This is a genomic window from Collinsella sp. OM06-18AC (assembly GCF_003438785.1).
GTDB lineage: Bacteria > Actinomycetota > Coriobacteriia > Coriobacteriales > Coriobacteriaceae > Collinsella.
Map to the genome: position 1 here is coordinate 17,855 of NZ_QSTX01000014.1, position 21,450 is coordinate 39,304.

Consider the following 21,450-nt stretch of genomic DNA (forward strand, 5'->3'; position numbering starts at 1 on the left):
AATTGCACGGGCCTTACATCAGATCAAATTTGAGCTAGAAGCACCAAACGGGGCAGACGCAACACCATCTCGTCGCGGCCTCGGCGAGCGACATATCGCAGTCGGGGTATACATCGAGGAAGTCGTCAGATCCCGCACAGGGGGACCGCGATGGTGGCCACCGCGCCGCCCGAGGGGCCGTTGGCGAGCGAGACGGAGCCCCCGTGGGCGCTCGCGGCCTCGGAGGCGACGTGGAGGCCGAGCCCGTAGTGGCGGCCCCCGTCACGCGAGGAGCGGGAGGAGTCGTCTGTGAAGAGGCGCTCGCAGCCGCGTTCGAGGGCGGCGGGAGAAAAGCCCGGTCCGTCGTCGGCGACCTCGATGACGAGGCGCCCTCCCGCGACGTCGCAGGAGACAGCCACGCGCGAGCGTGCGTGCTCGGCGGCGTTGGCCACGAGGTTCGCGGCGGCTCGCGCCAGGGCGGTTCGGTCGAGCGGGGCCTCGGGCGCGCCCGCGACAGCGGGGCCCGTGGCCGCGTCGAGCGTCACGCCTCGTGCCCGGGCGATCTGAGCGGCCTCGGCGAGAACCTGCTCGCAGAGCTCGGCCGGCCGCATGGGGGCCCTCTCCGCCCCGCCGGACCCGCGCGAGGCCTCGATGAGCAGGCGCACGTAGCCGTCGAGCCTTTCGACACCGCCGGCTATGTCGCGCGCGGCGGCCGAGAGGTCGCTGTCATTCTCGTCTTCCAGCTCCTCCGCCACGAAGTCGGCGTTGGCGCGCAGCACGGTGAGCGGCGTCTTGAGATCGTGGGCAAGCGACGCCATCTGCTCGCGCTGCCCCCGCTCCGCGGCCCAGCGGGCCTCGAGCGACTCGGCGAGGGAGGCCCGCATGGCGTCCATCGCGGCGAGGACGTCGTTCACCTCGCGCACGTTAGTACTGCCGACCGCGAAGTCGAGCTCCCCCGCGCCGACGCGCCCCGCCGCCTCCGCAAGCGGCGCCATCTTGCGCGAGATCACGCGGCTCGCGCGGCGCGCCACGAGCGCAAGCGCGAGCGCGCTTCCCGCCGTGGCGCCGACGAGCATGAGGTTCTGCGGGTTGGGAAGCAGGCCGGCGAGGTCGCGCGAGACCCACTGCGGCAGGTACTCGCTGACGAGTGCGCAGGCACCGCCGCCCTTGAGCGGGAACGCGGCGTAGGTGAGGCCCGAACCCCCGCCCTCGATCTCCACTGTGCCCGGATCCGCGGCGAGTGCCGTACGGGCCATTTCCGTCGCGTCCTCGAGCCGCGTGCCCTCGAGGTCTGTCATCAGAACGTATCCGTCCTTGTTCAGGATGAGGTAGCGGTAGGCCGTCGGCACGTCCTGCTGCCCGCAGACGCCGTCGCGTGCCAGGCCCTCCGCGACCTCGCGCGCATTGGCCGGCCCCCAGCTTGCCTCGTAGACGACGCCCGCGTTGATCGCCACGGAGAGCACCATGAACGAGGCGAGCCACGCCGTGGCGACCGCCGCGAACGCGTAGGCGAAGTAGCGCGCGATGACGAAGGAGAGCGGCATGCCGCCGCGACCTCGCGCCCCGATCCTCAGAGCTGCCACTTGTACCCCATCCCCCAGACGGTCGCGATCGGATCGGCGCCGGCCTCGGAGAGTTTCCTCCGGGCGCGGCTGACCTGCATGGATATGGCCGCGTCGTCGGCGACGCTCTCCCAGCCGAGCACCGCCTCGCGTATCTGCGCGCGGCTCATGACCTGCCCGGGGTGGCGGGCGAGGTACTCGCAGATGGCGTACTCGGTGGGCGTGAGCGGCACGGCCTCGCCGCTCACGGCGAGGCCGCGCGCCCCGAGGTCGATCCGCACCTCCCCGAAGGAGAGGGCGTGCGAGCGCGGCCGGCGCTCACGGCGTAGATGGGCCGCGACCTTGGCGCGCAGCTCCGCGGCCCCGAAGGGCTTGCGGACGTAGTCGTCGGCGCCCAGGCCGTAGCCGGCCACGGCGTCCTCCTCGGCCACGCGCGCGGTCAGGAAGACGATGGGCCCGTCGAAGTCTGGGCGGATCTGCCGCACGAGCTCGAAGCCGTCGAGCCCCGGCATCATGACGTCGCAGAGCACGAGGTCGAAGCGCGAGAGGTCCATCCCCGGGACCGCCGTCGGGTCCGCTGTCCTGACGACCTCATGGCCGTCGCGGCCGAGGACGCGCGCGAGCGCGTCGAGGATCGCCCGTTCATCATCCACTGCCAGTATCCTCGCCATGTTAGACCTCCTGAAACTCTCGTCGGAATTGTACTAGCGCCGCGCTCAGCGGTCCAGAGCCCTGCGCGCAGCCGCGGGCGCCAACATGACGATCTCAGGGTTGGGCAGCACGCAGTCGGCGATCGAGCGCAGCGCCGAACCCCAGCCGGCGTCGAGCAGGGCATTCCCGCCCAGGACAAACGCTGCGGAGAGGGGGACGAGCACGGCGGCGAGCGGCCTCCTACGCATCTGCCCTCCCGTCCTCGAAGCGGCAGAACCAGGCGAGAAGGACGGTGTCGGCTGCCAGGGTGAGCACGATGCCAGCGAGCGCAGTCGTGAGGAGAGGGCCCGCCGCGCGTGCGGCGTCGATGATGGCCTCCACCCCGAGCGACCCCAGGCGCGCGGGCCAGGCGAGCGGCACCCAGCTCAGGGGCGTCGCCAGGGCACCGGTGAGCTCGCCGGTCATGAGGCCGTGCGCAAGTCCGCCCACCGAGAAGAACGCGAGGAGCACCCCCGCAGCGCCGGCGCCGATGGCGGCGTTGCGGCCGAGGCGCAGGGCCACGCCGAGCCCCAGCGCGTAGAGGGGCAGGCTGCCCAGCACGATGCCCGCCCATGCGGCCGCAAGCGGAGCGGGCCCGAGCGGCAGGCGCCCGGCGACGGCGAGCACGGCCCCGAACACGCCGAGCGCCACGGCCAGCGCGGCGGCGCCGAACGCCGCAAGGGCGAACAGCTTCGCCGCGACGGCGCGCCAGCGCGAGGGGACCGCCGTGAGGTTGGCGAGGCGCCCGGCAGCGCGCTCCTCGTCCACGGCGAGCCCGCAGACGATGGCGGACATGAGCGGCATGAGGGCGCCGAGGAACTGGACGTAGGCGTCCGCGCCCAGCGCCGGGTCCCATCGGGCTACGGAGAAGTACTCGCCGCAGGCAAGACCGGCTGCCAGGCCGCAGACGAGGTGCACCGCCGAGAGCGGGGAGCGCGCCAGGCGCAGGGCCTCGGAGAGCAGGGCCCGCGAGAGAGTCATGTGCGGCGTCGGGTCGGAGAGTCGTGTCATGGCCATCACCTCTCCTCGGAGCGCGCGAACCAGGCCGCGCCCGCCGCCGTGAGCGCGGCGAACGCGAGCGCGCAGACCGCAAGGCCCGCCAGCATGAGTATGCCATCCGCCGCGAGCGCCCCGCCGAGCGCCATGTCCGCCGCGAGTGGCTCGCCGCTCGGCAGCACGGGGATGAAGCTCGTGGGGATGACCATGCTCGCCGACGGCGGAAAGAGCTGCGGCAGCGGCACCAACGACCAGGCGACCCCACCCACGAGTTGCGCGGCGAGCGGGCAGAAGATGCCCGCGAGCATGCCGAGCCGCGCCGTGAGGAAGAGCCCTGCGGGGATCATCCACGCCGCGGTCACCGTGTTGGCGAGCGCGCAGAGGAGCATCGTGAGCGTGCCCGCGGCCGTGAGGCCCTGCGAGGAGAACGCCGATCCCGCGAGGTAGATGCCGAAGACCACGAGGTTCGAGAGCGTGCAGAGCGCGAGGCACCAGAGCGCCTTGGCCCACCAGGCGCGCCCGAGCGGGAAGCCCAGGCCCAAAAGCCCCCGCATCCGCGTGCGAGCGTCCGCCCGCGCGACGCACGCCACCACGAGCGATAGAGACACGGGCAGGAAGAGCGCGTACCAGTAGTTCCACGCGCTGAAGATCTGCACGCCCCGGTAGGGCATCGCGCCGAGCAGCGGCATCGGCAGCGCCATGAGCACGGCCAGGCGAACCGGTGCCGCGTGGCGCGACTTCAGGGCCTCGGCGCGCAGGCCCGCGAGCAGGCCGCCTTTCTCGCCCGTCATGCCGCCACCTCCCCGCGCGCTCGTCGCCCTTCCCGGCAGAAGCTCATGAAGAGTTCCTCGAGGTCCTGCCCGGGACGAAGCGCATCCTCGTAGGCGAGGCGCCCCCCGCAGATGATGCCGATGGTGTCCGCCATCTGCTGCACCTCTGAGAGGATGTGGCTCGAGACGATCACCGTCGTACCCGCCGCCGCGAAGCCGCGGATCTGGTCGCGCAGCTCCTCGATGCCGATGGGGTCGAGGCCGTTGGTGGGCTCGTCGAGCACGAGCAGGCGTGGCCGGGCGATCAGCGCCAGTGCGAGCCCCAGGCGCTGCCGCATGCCCATCGAGAAGCGCCCGGCGCGCTTCTTCCCGGTGTCCGCGAGGTCCACGGCGGCGAGCACCTCATCTATGCGGCTCTCGGGAAGGCCCAGCAGCGTGGTGCGCACGCGCAGGTTCTCGCGCGCGGTGAGGTTGGGGTAGAGCGGCGCCTCCTCGATGAGGCTGCCGATTGCGTAGAGGTCCTCGCGGCGCCAGGCGTGCCCGGCAAAGAGGATCTCCCCGGCCGTCGGCCGCAGCATCCCGCAGATCATCTTGAGCGTTGTCGACTTGCCGGCGCCGTTGGGACCGAGCAGCCCGTACACCTCGCCCTCGCGGATATGAAGGCTCACGTCGGCCACGGCGTCCTGCGCCTGGTCGCCGCGGCCGAAGCGCTTGGTGAGCCCACGCGTCTCGAGCATGTAACCCATGGGTTTATCCTTTCTCTTCCGGGAGCGCGGGCCGAGTCACCGTGCCCGCGCGCCTTACCTTTCGGGTTCACCATCCATGGTGGGGCGCGTTTCTAACGAAGCCATAACGGCCGTTGGGTTCTTTTGGCGCCAACCCTTCTCGACCCGCACATCATGATTAATTTGCTTAAGGCAACAACTTTCCCGATCGATGTAATCACCGAATCAAAACGTGTACATCACCCTCCAAAACCGACATTTTTCGGCATGTTTGGAGGCTGATGTACACGAATGTGAAATCCACCGCCGCCCAAAAGCGCCTTCCTCATGTCTGGACTCTCTATGCTTACGCTGGATAGACATCGCCGGAACGGGTATAGTAGCGAAAGTTTTGTCGTTAACCAGCGGGGGAGTCCTGTGGGCATCAAAAAGAAGATCAAAAAGGAGCTTATCGGCACTTCCGATTACCCGTCGAATAAGATCTTTACGATCTCCAATTTCATCACCTTTACGCGCCTGATCCTCACTCTGGTATTTCTGTACCTGTTTGTGACGGATAACAACCGCGTCATCGCCATCGTTATCTACGCCGTTGCCGCCTCTACCGACTGGATGGACGGTCAGATCGCCCGCATGACCAAGACGGTCTCGTGGCTCGGCAAGGTCATGGACCCCATCTGCGACCGTGCGCTGCTGTTCACCGGCGTACTTGGGCTGGTGGTCCGCGGAGAGCTGCCCATCTGGGTCTGCGTGCTCATTATTGGCCGCGACATCTATCTGGGCATCGGCACGCTTATCGTTCGTCATTATCACCGTCGCCCCATCGATGTCGTCTTTCCCGGAAAGATTGCCACTGCACTGCTCATGACCGGCTTCTCGCTCATGCTGCTCGGGTTCCCCGTTATTGACGGCCTGCATCTTTTACCTTCAACCCTTACGGCCTTCCCGGGCCTCAACGGAAGCTCGGTGCCCCTCGGCATCTTCTTTGTGTACGGCGGCGTGATCTTCTCCATGCTCACGGCTGTCATCTATTCCATTAAGGGCGGAGTGGCCATTAAACAGGCTCTCGCGCATCCCGAGGACGAGGACATCGACTTTCTGAACCCCGAAATCGAAGACTGATTCGTTGGGGTATGATTACGTACGGTTCTTTATTTGCGGCACGTCCGCGATAAGTTAGGGGTTGTCATGGACAACATGGTTAACAATATGCCTCAGAATGATAAGACTGCTGACGCTACCTGCGTATTCCGCGTGCCTTCAAGCGACGTCACCGTTCCCGACCTCATGGCCAACGTGCGCATCACCGCCCCCGTTCTGTCCATCGTCAAGGGTCCGCAGACTGGTGCCGCCTTTGAGCTCGAGGACGACGTGACCACCATCGGCCGCGATCCTGCGAACGGCATCTTCCTCAATGACATGACCGTATCGCGCAGCCACGCGCGCATTATCCGCGAGGGCCTCGGCGCTCGCATCGAGGACTTGGGCTCGCTCAATGGCACCTGGGTCGACGGTGCCATCGTCAATGCAGCCCCGCTGCACGACGGTTCTTCCGTCCAGATCGGTACGTTTACGCTCATCTACCACGAGAGCACGCCGGAGCGCATCGAAACCGGTGAGTAGGGCATGGCCGAACGCAACTATCTGAGTATCGGCCAAGTCGTCAACCTACTTCGAGGCGCATACCCCGATCTTTCGAACTCAAAAATTAGATTTCTAGAAGATGAGGGGCTCATCACCCCTCATCGTACGCCCAAGGGATACCGTCAATACTCTAAGGAGGACGTTGATCGCCTGGAGGTCATCCTGCATTTGCAGAAGACCCGCTACATGCCGCTCAACGTGATTAAGCAGCGCTTGGAAAACGCCACGGACCTGTCAACGCTCGCTTACGAGGTGGGCTTGCTGTCCGATGTTCCGCTCAAGACGGAGCCCAAGGAGACTAAGCAAAAGCTGCATCCCATTGAGACCATTCCCGATATGCTGGGCGTCGAGATTTCGTTTATCCGCTCGCTCGCCGAGAACGACCTCATTCGCATCATCAAGAGTCCGCAGAATCGTGAGCTCGTCGATGGTCGCGATTTTCCAATCATCCGCTACTGCTCCGAGCTGTCACGCTTCCATATCGAGCCCCGCAACCTGCGTCAGTACGTGTCTTCCGCCAACCGCGAGTCTTCGATGTTTGAGCAGGTGCTCGTGAGCATGCTCGGAATGGATACCTCCGATGACGAGCGCGACGCCAAGCTCGAACGTGCGTTTAAGAAGCTTCACGACCTGACCGAAGGTGTGCACACTGCGCTGCTCAAGAACCGCGTTTTTGAGTCTCTCAATGCCGTGGTCGAGGACGCCGACATCGATGCACTCGATGAGGAAATCACTCGCTCCGAGTCCACCAAAGCCAAAAACGAAGAGATAGCCACGCCGGCTTCGCACGAGGATTCTCTCGTAAAGCCGCTCAAGGTCGTCGCCCCTTCGCACTCCGGCACCGCCACGGCGGGCAAATAACCGCTGCCGCTTATCCGGCAACCCATTGAAAGGTCATGCAATGTACGACTTCGAATCTCAAATCGTCGACATCCCCGACTATCCCGAGCCCGGAGTCATCTTTAAAGACATCACGCCGCTCTTTGGCAATCCCGAGGCGCTCAAAGCCATGACCGATTCCCTCGCCGAGCACTTTGCCGGCATGGGAATCACCAAGGTCGTGGGTCCCGAGGCTCGCGGCTTTATGGTTGGCGTACCGGTGGCTGTAGCCCTTGGCGCCGGCTTTGTTCCCGCACGTAAACCGGGCAAGCTGCCGCGCGAGACCGTAAGCCAGAGCTACGAGCTCGAGTACGGCACCGATTCAATTGAGATCCATGCCGACGCTATCAGCTCTAAAGATACCGTGTTGATTCTGGATGACTTGGTCGCGACGGGCGGAACCGTCGAGGCAACAGGTAAACTGGTGCGAGATATGGGCGCAAAGCTTGTGGGCTACGGTTGTATCCTTGAGCTTGCGTTTCTCAACCCGCGCAAGAAGCTCACGCCTTCTAACGAGGACGTTGAGCTCTTTAGCCTGGTAACGGTGGACTAGCCGCTACCCTTAGATACCGGAAAGGAAGCTCCATGCGCACAGCAAACACGCACAGAAACATGGCACGCTGCGCTGCTACGGCAACCCTCGCTTGTGTTTTGGGCCTGGGCCTCGTGGCTCCGGCCTACGCCGATACCGCATCCGACCTTGCCGCTGCCCGTACCAAGCTCGAGCAGATCGGCACGCAAACCCAGCAAATTCACGATGAACTCTCCGCACAGACGCAGGAGCTTGATCAGACTGCAGGCGAGATCACGCAAAAGCAGCAGGAGATCGTCGAAGGCCAGGCCAAGCTCTCGACCTATGTCGCCGGCGAGTACAAAACCGGCGGTCTGAGCCTGCTTCAGGTTTTGACGGGCGTCGATGACCTGAGCGATATGCTCAACCGTCTCTTCTACTACGGCAAGGTGTCCGACAAGCAGGCCCAAACCATTCAGGAGGTCAAGGACCTTAAGCAGCAGCTCACCGATAAGCAGGCCGAGCAGGAGAAAAACGTCGCCGCGACGCAAAAGAAGGTCGACGAGCTCAATGCCCAGCAGGCTGAGGCCCAGAGCGTCGTGGACTCCCTGGATTCACAGCTGCAGGCCGAGCTTGCTGCCGAGGCCGAGGCCAACGCCGCGCTGCAGGCTGGTATAAACGCCAGCACCGCCGAAAAGGCCACGGTGAGTAACGACACCGCCGGTACGACCGAGAACACCAACAAGGGTGGCGGTACGACCAACGACGGCGGAAACACGCCCGCGCCCGCTCCGCAGCCCCCGACGCCCGCTCCGGCTCCGGCTCCGACGCCTTCCGCACCGAGCCAGTCCGTTGACGGCGGTTCCGTTGTTTCGCGTGCCTATAGCAAACTCGGATACGCTTACTCTTGGGGTGGCATTGGGCCGAACAGCTTTGACTGCTCCGGTTTTGTAAGCTATTGCCTCACGGGACGCTACTGCCGTCTGGGCACCACGGTCGACTTCATGGGTTGGACCCGTGTGTCCGATCCGCAACCCGGCGATGTTGTGGTTAACTCCTACCATACCGGCATCTATATCGGTAATGGTCAGATGATCCATGCTTCTGACTACAAAACGGGCGTCATCATCAGCTCCGTTGCCGCCGGCATGAACAACAACTATATCTTCGTTCGCTACTAAGTATTCAGATAAAGCAAACGGATATGGACCTCGTGACTTTGAGTCATGGGGTCCATTCTTTTGCCTTTAGTGCAGGCCGCTATCTAGTTTTGAATACTAGATAGCGGCCCAATCGGTCAGCAATAAGGCTATAATTGTATGGGAACAATTAGAAAGGACCCTCTATGAGCTGGGCACTTATCTCCGATTCAAGCTGTAACCTCCGCGATTGGCAACCGACCGCGCCCCATACCACCTTTGCATTTGCGCCCCTCAAAATTCGAGTGGGGGAGCGTGAATTCGTCGATGACCTTTCGCTCGATGTACATGAGCTCAACTGCGCTGTTCAGGCGGAGACGAACGCTTCTTCGAGCGCTTGTCCCAGCGTAGGGGAGTGGGCCGAACTCTTCAAATTGGCAGACAAGACCATCTGCATGCCGATCTCTGAGGGCGTGTCGGGCAGCTACAACGCGGCAGCCACGGCTCGCGATATGGTTCTTGCCGAGGAGCCCGACCGACAGATTCATCTAGTCAATTCACGCGCAGCTGGCGGCAAAATGGACCTCATTTTCTTGCTGTTCGACCGCTATCTTGCAAGCAATCCGAATGTCTCATTCGAAGACGCTTGCGCATACTTTGATAGCCTTGAGCAGAACAGCAAAATCCTCTTCAGCTTGTGCAATTACGAAAACCTCGCCAAAGCCGGACGTATCCCTAAGGCAGCCGGCGTCATTGCCAACAAGCTTAATATTCGCATTTTGGGCACGGCGAGTGAGGCCGGTAAAATCGAACTCGTCGGGCACACGCGTGGCGAAAAGAAGATGCTAAACAAGATCATCGACACCATGGAGGCCGAAGGCTTTACTGGTGGCGAGGTCGTTATCGACCATGTCGAGAATGAGGCGGGCGCCCAGACACTCGCCAGCCGCATTGCGGAACACTGGCCCGGGTCAAAGACCATCATCATGCCCTGTAACGGGCTAGATTCATACTATGCCGAGATGCACGGCCTCATTATCGGCTACGGCATGGGCGTGGCTTCGGGCCGATAATGTACAACTTGACAAACGCACGGGCGGGATAAGGGGGCAATGGCCCCTTATCCCGCCCGTCTTATACCTCGGTTAGCTATGAAACCCATTGAACTTGAGGTAGCTCATCAGATATGCCTTCGAAACGAAGGACGATGCAGGTGTTGAAAAAGGCGGGGACGCAGCTATTGGAACCATATCTTTCTTTTACACTCTATGCGCCGCAGGAATATCTCTCCAGAGCTTATCATGACGCACCAAAATATTGCGCGAGTATTGAAACGACCCAGGTTAAAAACAGCGAGGTGATTTTTACTGGCGAAATCCCTGCCCGCTGTGTGCAAGAGTACCGCAATGACCTCACCTGTTATACAAACGGGAGAAGCGTTTGTTTAACAGAATTGAAGGGGTATCAAATCGCCAGCGGCGAACCAGTTTTTCAGCCACGCCGCCCAAACACCCGGATTGATAAGGTGCGCCATATGTTCAACAAAATTCTCCCATCAATGATGGACTTATAAAATCCCTTTGGAACAAAGGGCGCACTTCTATACATGGTCTGCGACCATGTATCGTGCGCTCTGCGAGGCTACGGCCCGGACTTCCGAAAGTCCGGGCCGTTTGCGTCGCTCCGCTCCGTACAAGGGGCTGCGCCCCTTGTACCGCTTTGCGGCTATCCCTGCGCCCTCGCTGGAAAGGTACATCCGCTCTGCGTCTGCACCTTTCCAGCGAGGCTAAAACCGAATACCGTTACCCTTGACCGTTTACCCGACACAGCAGGTAGACGGTCTTTTGTTTTGCCAAGAAGGAGGTCAAACACGATGGACAAGTCACGCGAAGAATTAGAGAAAGAGTATGCTGAGGCCACCGCTAAGTTGGAGCAGTACCAGCACAGAGGCCAGCGGTATGAGAACCGCATCCGCTACTACACCCAAGGCGAAAGGAAGAAGCGAAACCACCGACTTATCACCCGTGGCGGAGCGGTGGAGAGTATCGCCCCGGAGGTGCGCGGCATGAGCGAAAGGGCCTTTTTTCTTTTGATGGAAAAGGTCTTTTCCCTGCCGGAAGTTGCCGCCCTGGTGAGCCAAGCCACTGACCAGCAGGAAAGCGGATAATTGGCCCTGTTCCATCTCCACGTTACCCAGGTCAAACGGAGCGCGGGACAGTCTGTTGTCACGTCCGCCGCCTACCGAGCCGGGGAGAAATTGTATAGCGAATACTATGGCGAGGTCAGCGACTACACCCACAAGGGCGGCGTGGTCTGCACAGACATTCTCCTGCCGCCCCAGGCCCCCAACCAGTACCAAGACCGCGCCACCCTCTGGAACGCCGTGGAGAAGGCCGAGCGCGGCAAGAAAGCCCAGCTTGCATATAGCTTTGACATTGCCTTGCAGAACGAGTTTTCATTGGAGGAAAACATCGCTCTTGCAAGGCAATTTGTTTCGGAGCAGCTTGTGGGCCGGGGCATGATTGCCGACTTTGCCATCCACCAGCCGGACAAGGAGGACGGCGGTATTCCTAACCCACACTTTCATGTTCTCTGCCCCATCCGGCCCATTGAGCCAGACGGCAAATGGGGGTGCAAGCAGCGCCGCCGCTACCGTCTGGACGAGGACGGGAACCGCATTATGGGAGAGGACGGCAAGCCCCTCTTTGACGCTGTTCCCACTACCGACTGGGGAAGCCCGGAAACACTGGAACATTGGCGGGAGGCGTGGGCCGCTATGGTGAACGCCAAGTTTGAGGAAAAGGGGCTGACCTGCCGCATCGACCACCGCTCCTATGAGCGTCAGGGCCTTGACCTGCTGCCCACCGTCCATGAGGGCGTGGCCGTCCGCCAGATGGAGGCCAAGGGCATCCCCACCGACAAGGGCGATCTGAACCGCTGGATAAAAAAGGCCAACAACATTCTGCGGGATATTCGGAAGAAAATCGCCGGCCTGACGGATTGGATTAAGGCCATAAAAGAAGAATTGAGCAAGCCCCAGGCCCCGACCCTTGCCGCCAAGCGCCGAGGAAACCAAGGCGGCATAAGTAGTACGCAGAATTTACTACTGCTTTTACTACTTTTGAGAGCGAAAACATGAGGGGTAATAAAAAGATTTGTGAGGTTCTTCCGATATGAAAAGTGCCGGAAAAGCCCGGAATAACGGGCTATACCGGCATATAAGAACATCTAAAGAGATAATTAGAAATCTATTAAATGATTAAATATAACAACCTTACATAAGATATATTATCGTACTTATCCACGGAGAAACGCGTATGCGCTCGTTGCCGCTATGGCTCCGTCCGAAACAGCGGTCACAACCTGGCGTAAACGTTTGGAACGGATATCGCCAGCGGCAAATAGACCTGGCGTGCGGGTCGCCATGGATTCATCAGTCAGAATGCCGCCATCAGGCGCCAGATCGACTAGATGCTCAACAAGCTCGGTATGGGGCTGCGTTCCGGTAAAAACAAAGATGCCAAACGAGCCGGGCTCAAATGACTCGGTATGAGTCTCGCCGGATGCATTGTCCTTAAAGGTAATCGTCGTTGGCATGGCTTCGCCCGATAGCTCCACAATACTAGTTTGGTACCTAACTGTAATATTGTCCTTTGCGAGTACTTTCTGAACAACACCATCGGGCGCACGGAACTGGTCGCGGCGCAGCACGATGGTCACACTGTTGGCAATGTCGGACAGGAACAGAGCCTCTTCGCATGCCGAATTGCCACCACCGATTACAAAAACCTGCTTGCCGCGGAAAAACATGCCGTCACATGTTGCGCAATATGAAACGCCACGACCGCGATACGTATCCTCGCCTGCGAAACCTGCCGGACGCGGCGTGGCACCCATGCAAGCGATAACGCTCGGGGCCAGCGTATCGCCCATATCGTGATGCACCGTAAACAACGCTGCATCGGCATCGTAATCGACACCCGTAACCATGCTCCATGCAACCTGTGCTCCCAGGCCCTCTGCATGCTGCTGAAAACGCTCGCCGAGTTCGGCGCCACTCAGGAGCGAGATACCCGGATAGTTCTCGACCTCATTGGTTGTGGCGATCTGCCCTCCCGACATGCCCTGCTCAATCACGGTCGTCGTCAGGTTAGCACGCGCAGCATAAATGGCGGCAGCATAGCCCGCGGGGCCGCCACCGATAATCGCAACATCGATCGGCTTATCGGTAGTCATGAAGCGTCCTTTCGTCGAAACGTTGTCGTTCTTTGCGCTCATACCCAAATTTACGTGAACGTGACACTCATGCACTACAATGATAAATCCGTATTACAAAGCTGAAGGGGAGTTATCGATGGACCAGGCGCAGACGAGTGACGACGCTCCCCTGCTCACGCACAGCACTCCCCAATCGGAGCAAACCACGCTCCTGGCTCAGCAAAAACCTCTCGTGACCATCGTGCACGCCTCCGTTGGCTCGGGCCACAAGGCCGCCGCAAATGCGATTGCGCAGGCATTCGACCTCATCCGCGGCACCAATGGCATCCCCGAGGATATTGAGATTGAAGTGCTCGATATCCTTGATTTTGGACGTATTAAATTCGACGGCAATAAGACCGCGGCTTCTTTTACGGGAGCCACGCGCCCCATTTACGACCTGACCTGGCGATATACGCTTACGGGACATCTTCTCTGGGGTGGCGGAACGGCATGGTCGCGAATTATGTTCCCCGCCTTCAACGAATATATTCGTAGCCGCAGGCCCATAGCCGTGGTTGCAACGCACATCACAGCAGCCAATGTTGCCGTGGGCGCCCGCGTAATTACGGGTATCGATTATCCGGTCATCTGCGTACCGACCGACTACGAAGTCGAGGGATGGTGGCCCCACAAGGACACCGATTTATTCTGTGTTGCCAACGAATTTATGGCCGAAACGCTGCGTCCGCGCAAGGTGCTCGAAACAAAGATTCGCATTACCGGCATTCCTATTCGCGCCGGATTCGACACGGATTATGATCGCGAAGAAGAGCTAGCTAAGTTCAACCTCCCCACCGACAAGACCGTCGTGCTGGTAATGGCCGGTGCCAGCTTGCCTCAACCGTACGTTCGCTTTCGCGCAGAGATGGACCGCACCCTCCCCTTCCTACGCAGCTTCGAAGACATGCACTTTGTCTTTTTGCCGGGCAGGGATAAGGAATACGCCGCCCGCCTCAAGACACTCTTCGATGCCATGAAGCTCGAAAATGTCACGGTGCTGGACTATGTCGACGACATGGCGGCCCTCATGCACGGCTGCGACCTGGCAATTCTCAAATCGGGCGGACTCACCGTCACCGAATGCCTGTGCGCACACCTGCCGATGATCCTGCTGGGCAAGTCCTATGGCCAGGAAAAGGCCAACACCACCATGCTCACCGGCATGGGCGCCAGCATGCATGTCACCACCGCACGAGAGCTCATCGTGACGTTGCGTCATCTCCACGATCATCCTGAGTCGCTCAAGGCACTGCTCATCAACGGCGAAGTACTACGCCGCCCCCACGCAGCCGAAGACATAGCCATCGCAACCATGGAGCTCGTAGGCAAACCCCAAAAGCGCAAACGAGCCTTCTGCCGCTTCTACTGGGGCGAAAAACCTGCGCATATCAGGTAGCGTCTTAATGTCCGCTTACCTGCGGGAGGCCCCTATATATCATCCCGTGCTCAAACATTCTCGCTTCGCTGCGAAACTGCGCGCGGGACGATATATAGGGGCCTCCCGCAGGTAAGCTGCGTTAACGTACCAGCGGCTATACCAGATTCCCCACCAGTAGAATCTGCAAAGGGGAACCAGAAAATATAAATACAGTAAGTCGATGCGACAAAGGAGGCGTCCCTTCATCGCATCGACTTACTAGAAAAGTAAATATTATCTCAAGCGAGTAGCCGCCCGCCCGGGGCTTACCTATATCGTTCCACGCGCAGTTTCGCAGCGAGCGAAGCGACGCGAGAATGTTTGAGCATGGAATGATATGTGTGAGAGGCGGGCGGGCGGGATACGAGCGCCCTAGGCGACGCCGCTGGAGCCGAAGCCTCCTTTGCCTCGGTCGGTTTTGTCTAGTTCTTCTACTTCTACGAGGTTGACCGTGGGAACTTCTTGGATGACGAGCTGGGCGATGCGGTCGCCTTTGTTGATTCGGATGTCGTTGGTGGGATCCAGGTTAATGAGGATGACCATGAGTTCTCCTCGGTAGTGGGCGTCGATGAGGCCCGGCGTGTTGACTATAGACAGGCCCTGCTTGATAGCCAAGCCGCTGCGGGGCTGGACGAAGCCGGCGTAGCCATCGGGCAGAGCGATGGCCAGCCCAGTAGAGACCAGACGGCGTTCGAAGGGCTTCAGGACGCAGTCCTCGTTGGAGCGCAAATCCAAGCCGGCATCAGTGGGATGGGCGTATTTGGGAAGCTCAACGGTGGGATCGAGACGCTTTATGTTGACGGTAATGTTGGACATGGAATCACCTTAGCTTGTCGAGCTCTTGCAGAAACTCATCGACGTCTTTGAAATCGCGGTAGACCGAGGCAAAGCGAATGTAGGCCACCTTGTCGATCTTGGCCAAACGCTTGAGCACCATGTCACCCAACTCATGGGACGTGACGGCCGTCAGTGTGCGAGAGCGCAACTCGACCTCGATGTCGTCGATAATCTCATTGAGCTTCTTAGTGTCAATATCGCGTTTGATGGTGGCGCGCATCAAGCCGACAAGAAGCTTATTGCGATCGAACCGCTGCTTGGTTCCATCTGACTTAATGACCTCGATAGGGTCCTCGCATCGCTCAAACGTTGTAAAGCGGTAGTTACACGAGCAACATTCGCGACGGCGCTTAATGGTGTTATTTGACTCCTGCATACGGGAATCAACGACGCGGGTATGTGCCTTGCCGCATTTGGGACAGCGCATGGTACCTCCTCTTAAACGATAATAAGGGTACCATGCGCAGCGCGATAATGATTACGAACGATCAGGAACCTTAAGATGCGCACCGGCGGCGAGCGAACCATGCTCCAGATGATTGACGCTACGGATCATGTCGGAAGTCTCTTGCGTGGAAAGGCCTTCGATTGGATATTCTTCGGCAAGCGACCAAAGAGAATCGCCAGGCTGAACGCGAATGGTCTCGTAGGTAATGTTGGAAACGGACTCGGCATACGCGGCGTGACGAGCGCTAAAGACCGACATAGCGAGGACAAAGAAGAGCGTAAGCGCAACGGCGACGGCGACAATCGTCGGAACCTTCGGGGCAACGCGGGCCGGCGCGACTACAGCCTGCTGATTGCGCGCAGGCTTTACGGTCAAAGGCTGAAAGCCGGAGCGGCCACCCTGAACAACCGTAAAAGTGGGTTCTGCAGGCGTCTCGAGCTTAAGGGCGAGGTTTCCCTGGACCATATTCGTTACGTTCATCATGTTCTCCTCTCGCGTGTTTTGCTGAGAACAGTTTTATCAAGCCGCGCGGACAAAAATGTCTAGCGCGAGAACGAATGTTCGGTTATTATTATCTTCGAACAGTTGTTCCTGTCAAGCAAAATTCGAACATTTGTTTGACATGGGTAGAGAGGATGCCCTGATGGCTCGCAAAATTACCAAGCGTCAGCAGCAAATTTACGACTTCATCAAGGAATATCAGCAGGAGAAGGGTTATCCGCCCAGCGTGCGCGAGATGGCTTCTGCCGTGGGCCTTTCCTCCCCCAGCACCGTGCACGCCCATCTCTCTGCCCTGGAGGCGCGCGGGCTACTCAAGCGCGATGCCACCAAACCGCGCGCCCTGGAACTCTTTAACGAGGATGGTTCCTCTGTCTCAATTTCTAAATCTGACGAGCCCACCGCACCTCGCGGAACGGTCTCGCTACCGCTCGTTGGTCGCGTCGCGGCTGGGATTCCCATTCTGGCCGAGCAGAATATCGAAGACACGTTTACTATCCCGACCGAAATCGCCACTGATCAGGGTTCCTTTATCCTTGAGGTGCATGGGAGCTCAATGATCAATGTCGGCATCTTCAATGGCGATTACATCATCGTCCGTGAACAAAAGAGTGCCATGAACGGCGAAATTGTCGTGGCCATGATTGATGGTTCGGCGACCGTCAAGACGTTCTACAAGGAGCAGGGGCGTGTGCGCTTGCAGCCCGAGAACGACACCATGGAACCTATCTATGCACCGAATCCCGTTATCCTGGGCAAAGTCGTCGGCTTGATGCGCCGGTTCTCGTAATGCAAAAACGCATAACCATCTTTGATACCGTCCGCGGGTTTACGATGATTTCTATGGCAGGTTTTCACGCTTGCTATGATCTCGCCTACCTGTATGGCTGGGATATGCCCTGGTTTACCCAGACTGTCTTTCAAGACGTCTGGCGCGCCAGCATCAGCTGGGTATTTTTGTTTATCGCGGGTTGGATGTGCACGCTCTCACGCAACAATGCCAAACGAGCGGCTAAGTACGCTGCCGCAGCTTTGGTCGTCTGGATCGCAACAACTCTCGTATCGGTCGACGATTCAGTGAACTTTGGCATCATTTATTGCATGGCGATGTGCACCGCGGTGGTTGCGTTCACCCGTCCGTTACTCCAAAAATTACCGGGCTCATGGGGCATCGCAGCGTGCCTTGTTCTTTTTGCCCTAACCTGGGGCATTCCAAAGGCGGTCTACCCACTCCCCTACCTGGCATGGCTTGGATTCCCAGGCCCGGGTTTTGTTTCGGGAGATTACTATCCGCTCATACCGTTTGTCTTTATGTACCTTACCGGCTTTTTTGCTGCCCAGGCAGCACAAGCATCAAGTCTCGAAGCGCCAGCATGGGCATACGCCAATCCTATCCCGGCGCTCGCAGTCCTGGGTCGGCATGCCTTACCGTTCTACCTGCTCCATCAGCCAGTCATTCTAGGCGTGCTAGAAATCGTTTATTCCGTACGATAGCGCTCGAGCCGCGGTGCAATACGAGCCGGCAACTTCGCCACAATGCGAACGCCGTCCTCGAGATATTCCTCATGCAGAAGGGTTCCCTGCTCATGCACCAGCGTGATGAGAGCGCCCTCGCGATACGGGATATCAGCGGAGAGCAACACATCGGTGGCAGCTGCCTCGCGAGCAATCCGGTCGACGAGATCGTCGAGCCCCTCGCCCGTTTGGGCCGAGAACAGAACGGCCTCCGGATAGCGACGACGGAAACTCAATCGATCAACGCTATCGAGAAGATCGATTTTATTGAATACGGTCAGCGTTAAACGCTCTCCGGCGCCGATCTCATCAAGCACGCGGTCGACAGCATCCAGCTGCCGCTCATAGTCCTCGTCAGACGCATCTACGACTTTGAGAATTAGATCGGCACCCAAAACCTCGGACAGCGTCGATTTAAAGGCATCGACCAAACCATGGGGCAGCTTTTGAATAAAGCCGACGGTATCGGTAATCGTCATGCCGCGACCGCCGGGCAGACGATACGAACGCGTCGTCGGGTCGAGCGTAGCAAACAGCTTGTCCTGCGAAAGTACCGTAGAGCCGGTCAGACGATTGAGTAACGTCGATTTACCGGCATTGGTATAACCGGCTAACGCGACGCGAAACGCCGGGGACTCAATGCGACTCTTGGATTGAACATCGCGACGCTGTTCAACCTGCTTGAGCTCACGACGAAGCGCAGCGATCTTATTACGAATGAGGCGACGGTCGACCTCGAGCTGACTTTCGCCCTGACCAAAACGTGAGCCGATGCCGCCGCGCGTCTGCTCCTTGGCGAGATGGCTCCACATGCCACGCAGGCGAGGCAACAAATATTGAAGTTGTGCCAGCTGTACCTGCAGGCGTCCCTCACGCGTCTGAGCATGCAGGCCAAAGATATCCAGGATCAGTGCTGTACGATCGATAATCTTTACCGGCTCGCCCACGGCTTTCTCCAAATAGGATTGCTGCGAGGGGGTCAGGTCGTCGTCAAAAATAACGACATCGGCATCCATGCGATGCACCAGGCCGCACAGCTCTTCAACCTTACCGGAACCGATAAACGATTTAGGATACGGCTTTACCAAACGCTGCGACAAGCGTGCCACGCACCGGGCACCAGCTGTGTGGGCAAGACGCTCCAGCTCATCAAGCGAGCGATCGAGCGGCCATGCATTGTCGCGCCACTCAACACCAACTAAAATGGCACGCTCGGGCTCGGGTGCCGTGGGAACAAGGGGGAAACGGGCCATTAGGCAGCCTCAATACGATGCAGGATATCCTCAACGACCTCATCGATCGTACATTCATCCATATCAAACCACACGATACGGTCATCGCGCTTAAACCACGAAAGCTGACGCTTGGCATAACGACGCGAACGCATCTTAATGAGTTCGCGAGCCTCATCCATGCTCATCACGCCATTGAAAGCATCAATGATCTCTTTATAGCCAATTGCCTGCATCGACGTCAGGGCATCTCCCAGCCCCTGGCCCATAAGACCGCGGACCTCATCGACAAGACCCTGCTCAAACATCAGATCGACGCGCTGGTTAATGCGCTCGTAGAGCACCTCGCGATTACGCGTCAGACCAAACCATAGGGCATGATAATGCTCGTGCGGAACACTAAACTGCGACTTTTGCTGCGCATAGGAGACGCCATCATCATGCATCTCGAGCGCACGAATCACACGACGAACATTATGGGGGTGGATGACCGCAGCGGAATCGGGGTCACGCTCGGCAAGCAGCGCATGCAGCGCTTCCTCGCCAATGCGCTCGGCAAGTTCCTGATATCCTGCGCGGCGATCGTCCTCAAGCTCTCCCGAAGGAAAGTCCATCTCATCGAGGGCGGCCTTGAGATACAGCCCCGTACCTCCGCAAAAAACCGGCAGGCAACCCGAACCAAGGAGACGTTCAACATGCGCGCGAGCGTCAGCCTGATAAAGCGCAGCAGAATATGCCACACCCGGCTCTACAATGTCGACGAGACGCAGCGGCGCCGTGCACTCATCGGGCGCCATCTTTGCGGTACCGATGTCCATGCCACGATAGATTTGCATCGCATCGCACGACAGCACTTCGGACGAAAGACGAACTGCCAAACGGTCGGCAACATCACTCTTACCAACCGCCGTCGGACCGACAATCGCAACGGCGGAAAGACCTGCCCCGGGAGAAACCATTAGCGCGGCTCGCCCACAACGGAGCCGGACAAATACCAGGTCTTGGCAACGTCAACGTCAACATCAACGATCTTACCAACAAGCTGATCGATGCTGTAACCCTCGGGGATAGGCGCATGCACGGTCTGATTCTTGGGACTCTTGCCCAGCAGGACCGCGTCGTTCTTTTTACTCGTTCCCTCAATGAGCGCCGGAACCACAGTATGAAGCTCACCCTGGTTATACTCGTGTGCCGTGGTCTCGATAACCTTAACCAGACGGTTGAAACGCTCGAGAATAACCTCATGCGGCGTAGGATCGTCAATCTCGGCGGCCGGGGTACCGGCGCGCTTGGAATAGATGAAGGTATAGGCCTGAGCATAGCGGACCGTCTCGGCAAGTGAGAGCGTCTGCTCAAAGTCTTCTTCAGTCTCACCCGGGAAGCCAACGATAATGTCGGTCGAGAGCGCGATATCGGGCATGCGGTTGCGAATGCGATCGACAAGGCCCAGATAGTACTCGCGTGTATAACGGCGATTCATCTCTTTGAGAATCCGCGTCGAACCTGACTGGACGGCCAAGTGCAGCTGCGGCATAACGGCAGGCGTCTCGGCCATGGCGTCGATGGTCTCGGGCAACAGGTCCTTGGGATGCGAAGACGTAAAGAAGATGCGCTCCACGCCCGTATCGCCCACGGCACGCAGCAGATCGGCAAAACGCGGCTTGCCAAACAGATCGCGACCATATGAGTTAACGTTTTGGCCCAGCAGCGTAATCTCACGCACGCCCTGGCGCACCAAACCGGTCACCTCGTCGACAATCTCCTCGAAGGGGCGGCTCTTTTCGCGACCGCGCACGTACGGCACGATGCAATAGGTGCAGAAATTATTGCAGCCCGTCATGATGGGCACCCAGGCGTGATACTGAGTCTCGCGATGCCACGGCATGCTCATGGCATCCGTATCCTCATGCTCATTGGTGCGGATATGACGCTTACCATCAAGAAACGCCTCGGCAATGAGCTCGGCCACATGTGCAATGGAATGCGTGCCAAAGATGACATTGACGTTATCGACGTTGGTGAGCAGGCCCTCGCCATCGCGCTGCGCGATGCAACCGCCAACGGCAACCACGCGCTTGCCCGAAGGCGAAGGCGGCAGGCTTTTGCAGGAATTGCACTGACCGTACAGGCGAGTATCGGCGGCCTCGCGCACGCAGCACGTCATGAAGACAACGATATCGGCATGCGCGGGATCGAGCGCCATGAGGCAGCCATACGAATCAAGCAGACCGCTCACACGCTCGGAGTCGTGCTGATTCATCTGGCAGCCAAATGTGCGGATAAAGTAGGTTTTACCGGCAAGAATATCGCGTACGGAACGCTGGTCCATGTGCATAAGTCCTAACGAT

General features: G+C 59.3%; 24 protein-coding genes and 1 pseudogene. 12 read left to right on the plus strand and 13 right to left on the minus strand.

All coding sequences use genetic code 11. From position 1 onward, the window contains the following. Positions 1 to 125: 125 nt before the first annotated feature. Genes DXB86_RS08555 through DXB86_RS08580 form a run of 6 tightly spaced genes read right to left on the minus strand, consistent with a single transcriptional unit; the run spans position 126 to position 4,743 of the window. The gene (locus DXB86_RS08555; protein ID WP_117736833.1) at positions 126 to 1,523 is read right to left on the minus strand and encodes a sensor histidine kinase KdpD; all 1,398 of its coding nucleotides are present in this window, start codon (positions 1,521 to 1,523) and stop codon (positions 126 to 128) included. A gap of 26 nt (positions 1,524 to 1,549) precedes the next feature. Continuing rightward, the gene (locus DXB86_RS08560; RefSeq protein WP_117736834.1) at positions 1,550 to 2,212 is read right to left on the minus strand and encodes a response regulator transcription factor; all 663 of its coding nucleotides are present in this window, start codon (positions 2,210 to 2,212) and stop codon (positions 1,550 to 1,552) included. Between the two features lie 45 nt (positions 2,213 to 2,257). Beyond that, positions 2,258 to 2,440, minus strand: coding sequence for a hypothetical protein (locus DXB86_RS08565; RefSeq protein WP_117736835.1), 183 nt, complete (start codon positions 2,438 to 2,440; stop codon positions 2,258 to 2,260). After that, positions 2,433 to 3,248: a lantibiotic ABC transporter permease gene (locus DXB86_RS08570; protein ID WP_117736836.1), complete on the minus strand. Its 816-nt coding sequence runs from the start codon at positions 3,246 to 3,248 to the stop codon at positions 2,433 to 2,435. The genes DXB86_RS08565 and DXB86_RS08570 overlap by 8 nt, the downstream gene beginning before the upstream one ends. Next, positions 3,248 to 4,018, minus strand: coding sequence for a hypothetical protein (locus DXB86_RS08575; RefSeq protein ID WP_117736837.1), 771 nt, complete (start codon positions 4,016 to 4,018; stop codon positions 3,248 to 3,250). The genes DXB86_RS08570 and DXB86_RS08575 overlap by 1 nt, the downstream gene beginning before the upstream one ends. Next, complete coding sequence (locus DXB86_RS08580) at positions 4,015 to 4,743, minus strand: lantibiotic protection ABC transporter ATP-binding protein (protein WP_055250122.1); 729 nt, start codon at positions 4,741 to 4,743, stop codon at positions 4,015 to 4,017. Before DXB86_RS08580 ends, DXB86_RS08575 begins: the two co-directional genes overlap by 4 nt. 396 nt (positions 4,744 to 5,139) lie before the next feature. Here DXB86_RS08580 and DXB86_RS08585 point away from each other — a divergent pair, with 396 nt between their 5' ends. From DXB86_RS08585 to mobQ, 9 genes and pseudogenes are all read left to right on the plus strand, one after another. After that, complete coding sequence (locus DXB86_RS08585) at positions 5,140 to 5,844, plus strand: CDP-alcohol phosphatidyltransferase family protein (protein ID WP_089573364.1); 705 nt, start codon at positions 5,140 to 5,142, stop codon at positions 5,842 to 5,844. A 66-nt stretch (positions 5,845 to 5,910) separates the two neighbouring features. Beyond that, positions 5,911 to 6,345 (plus strand): FHA domain-containing protein, encoded by a 435-nt coding sequence (locus DXB86_RS08590; RefSeq protein WP_006236002.1) that lies wholly within the window; start codon positions 5,911 to 5,913, stop codon positions 6,343 to 6,345. 3 nt (positions 6,346 to 6,348) lie between these two features. Beyond that, on the plus strand, positions 6,349 to 7,227 hold the full coding sequence (locus tag DXB86_RS08595) for a MerR family transcriptional regulator (protein WP_117736838.1): 879 nt from the start codon (positions 6,349 to 6,351) through the stop codon (positions 7,225 to 7,227). A 40-nt stretch (positions 7,228 to 7,267) separates the two neighbouring features. Next, on the plus strand, positions 7,268 to 7,798 hold the full coding sequence (locus tag DXB86_RS08600; RefSeq protein WP_117654782.1) for an adenine phosphoribosyltransferase: 531 nt from the start codon (positions 7,268 to 7,270) through the stop codon (positions 7,796 to 7,798). Positions 7,799 to 7,830: 32 nt separating this feature from the next. Continuing rightward, a complete protein-coding gene (locus DXB86_RS08605) occupies positions 7,831 to 8,937 on the plus strand; it encodes an NlpC/P60 family protein (RefSeq protein ID WP_117736839.1) in 1,107 nt (368 codons plus the stop codon). A 164-nt stretch (positions 8,938 to 9,101) separates the two neighbouring features. After that, positions 9,102 to 9,968, plus strand: a complete 867-nt coding sequence (locus DXB86_RS08610) for a DegV family protein (RefSeq protein ID WP_117736840.1) — start codon at positions 9,102 to 9,104, stop codon at positions 9,966 to 9,968. 137 nt (positions 9,969 to 10,105) lie between these two features. Beyond that, positions 10,106 to 10,468, plus strand: a pseudogene (locus DXB86_RS08615) (tetracycline resistance ribosomal protection protein); the annotation flags it as partial. A gap of 300 nt (positions 10,469 to 10,768) precedes the next feature. Continuing rightward, the gene (locus tag DXB86_RS10005) at positions 10,769 to 11,062 is read left to right on the plus strand and encodes a DUF3847 domain-containing protein (RefSeq protein WP_021631985.1); all 294 of its coding nucleotides are present in this window, start codon (positions 10,769 to 10,771) and stop codon (positions 11,060 to 11,062) included. Next, complete coding sequence (mobQ, locus tag DXB86_RS08625; protein WP_117736842.1) at positions 11,063 to 12,034, plus strand: MobQ family relaxase; 972 nt, start codon at positions 11,063 to 11,065, stop codon at positions 12,032 to 12,034. Positions 12,035 to 12,192: 158 nt separating this feature from the next. On the opposite strand, the gene DXB86_RS08630 is transcribed toward mobQ, so the two are convergent. After that, the gene (locus DXB86_RS08630) at positions 12,193 to 13,131 is read right to left on the minus strand and encodes an NAD(P)/FAD-dependent oxidoreductase (RefSeq protein ID WP_117736843.1); all 939 of its coding nucleotides are present in this window, start codon (positions 13,129 to 13,131) and stop codon (positions 12,193 to 12,195) included. 118 nt (positions 13,132 to 13,249) lie between these two features. Between DXB86_RS08630 and DXB86_RS08635 the strand changes: the two genes are divergently transcribed. Further along, complete coding sequence (locus tag DXB86_RS08635; RefSeq protein ID WP_117736844.1) at positions 13,250 to 14,551, plus strand: glycosyltransferase; 1,302 nt, start codon at positions 13,250 to 13,252, stop codon at positions 14,549 to 14,551. A gap of 393 nt (positions 14,552 to 14,944) precedes the next feature. Here DXB86_RS08635 and dut read toward each other — a convergent pair whose 3' ends face one another. Genes dut through DXB86_RS08650 form a run of 3 tightly spaced genes read right to left on the minus strand, consistent with a single transcriptional unit; the run spans position 14,945 to position 16,337 of the window. After that, on the minus strand, positions 14,945 to 15,388 hold the full coding sequence (gene dut / locus DXB86_RS08640; RefSeq protein WP_117736845.1) for a dUTP diphosphatase: 444 nt from the start codon (positions 15,386 to 15,388) through the stop codon (positions 14,945 to 14,947). Positions 15,389 to 15,392: 4 nt separating this feature from the next. Next, positions 15,393 to 15,836 carry a transcriptional regulator NrdR gene (nrdR, locus tag DXB86_RS08645; RefSeq protein WP_022093781.1) on the minus strand — a complete coding sequence of 148 codons (444 nt, stop codon included), beginning with the start codon at positions 15,834 to 15,836 and terminating at the stop codon, positions 15,393 to 15,395. Between the two features lie 51 nt (positions 15,837 to 15,887). Then, positions 15,888 to 16,337 (minus strand): LysM peptidoglycan-binding domain-containing protein, encoded by a 450-nt coding sequence (locus DXB86_RS08650; RefSeq protein ID WP_158551612.1) that lies wholly within the window; start codon positions 16,335 to 16,337, stop codon positions 15,888 to 15,890. Between the two features lie 163 nt (positions 16,338 to 16,500). Here DXB86_RS08650 and lexA point away from each other — a divergent pair, with 163 nt between their 5' ends. Further along, positions 16,501 to 17,145, plus strand: a complete 645-nt coding sequence (lexA, locus tag DXB86_RS08655; protein WP_147330835.1) for a transcriptional repressor LexA — start codon at positions 16,501 to 16,503, stop codon at positions 17,143 to 17,145. Further along, a complete protein-coding gene (locus tag DXB86_RS08660; RefSeq protein WP_117736846.1) occupies positions 17,145 to 17,849 on the plus strand; it encodes a heparan-alpha-glucosaminide N-acetyltransferase in 705 nt (234 codons plus the stop codon). The genes lexA and DXB86_RS08660 overlap by 1 nt, the downstream gene beginning before the upstream one ends. Here the strand turns inward: DXB86_RS08660 and hflX are convergent. The 3 genes from hflX to miaB are packed head-to-tail and all read right to left on the minus strand — an operon-like array spanning position 17,834 to position 21,431. After that, positions 17,834 to 19,123: a GTPase HflX gene (hflX, locus tag DXB86_RS08665; protein ID WP_117736847.1), complete on the minus strand. Its 1,290-nt coding sequence runs from the start codon at positions 19,121 to 19,123 to the stop codon at positions 17,834 to 17,836. The genes DXB86_RS08660 and hflX overlap by 16 nt on opposite strands. Next, positions 19,123 to 20,061 (minus strand): tRNA (adenosine(37)-N6)-dimethylallyltransferase MiaA, encoded by a 939-nt coding sequence (gene miaA, locus DXB86_RS08670; protein WP_117736848.1) that lies wholly within the window; start codon positions 20,059 to 20,061, stop codon positions 19,123 to 19,125. The genes hflX and miaA overlap by 1 nt, the downstream gene beginning before the upstream one ends. Beyond that, the gene (gene miaB / locus DXB86_RS08675) at positions 20,061 to 21,431 is read right to left on the minus strand and encodes a tRNA (N6-isopentenyl adenosine(37)-C2)-methylthiotransferase MiaB (protein ID WP_117736849.1); all 1,371 of its coding nucleotides are present in this window, start codon (positions 21,429 to 21,431) and stop codon (positions 20,061 to 20,063) included. Before miaB ends, miaA begins: the two co-directional genes overlap by 1 nt. Between the last annotated feature and the right edge of the window lie 19 nt (positions 21,432 to 21,450).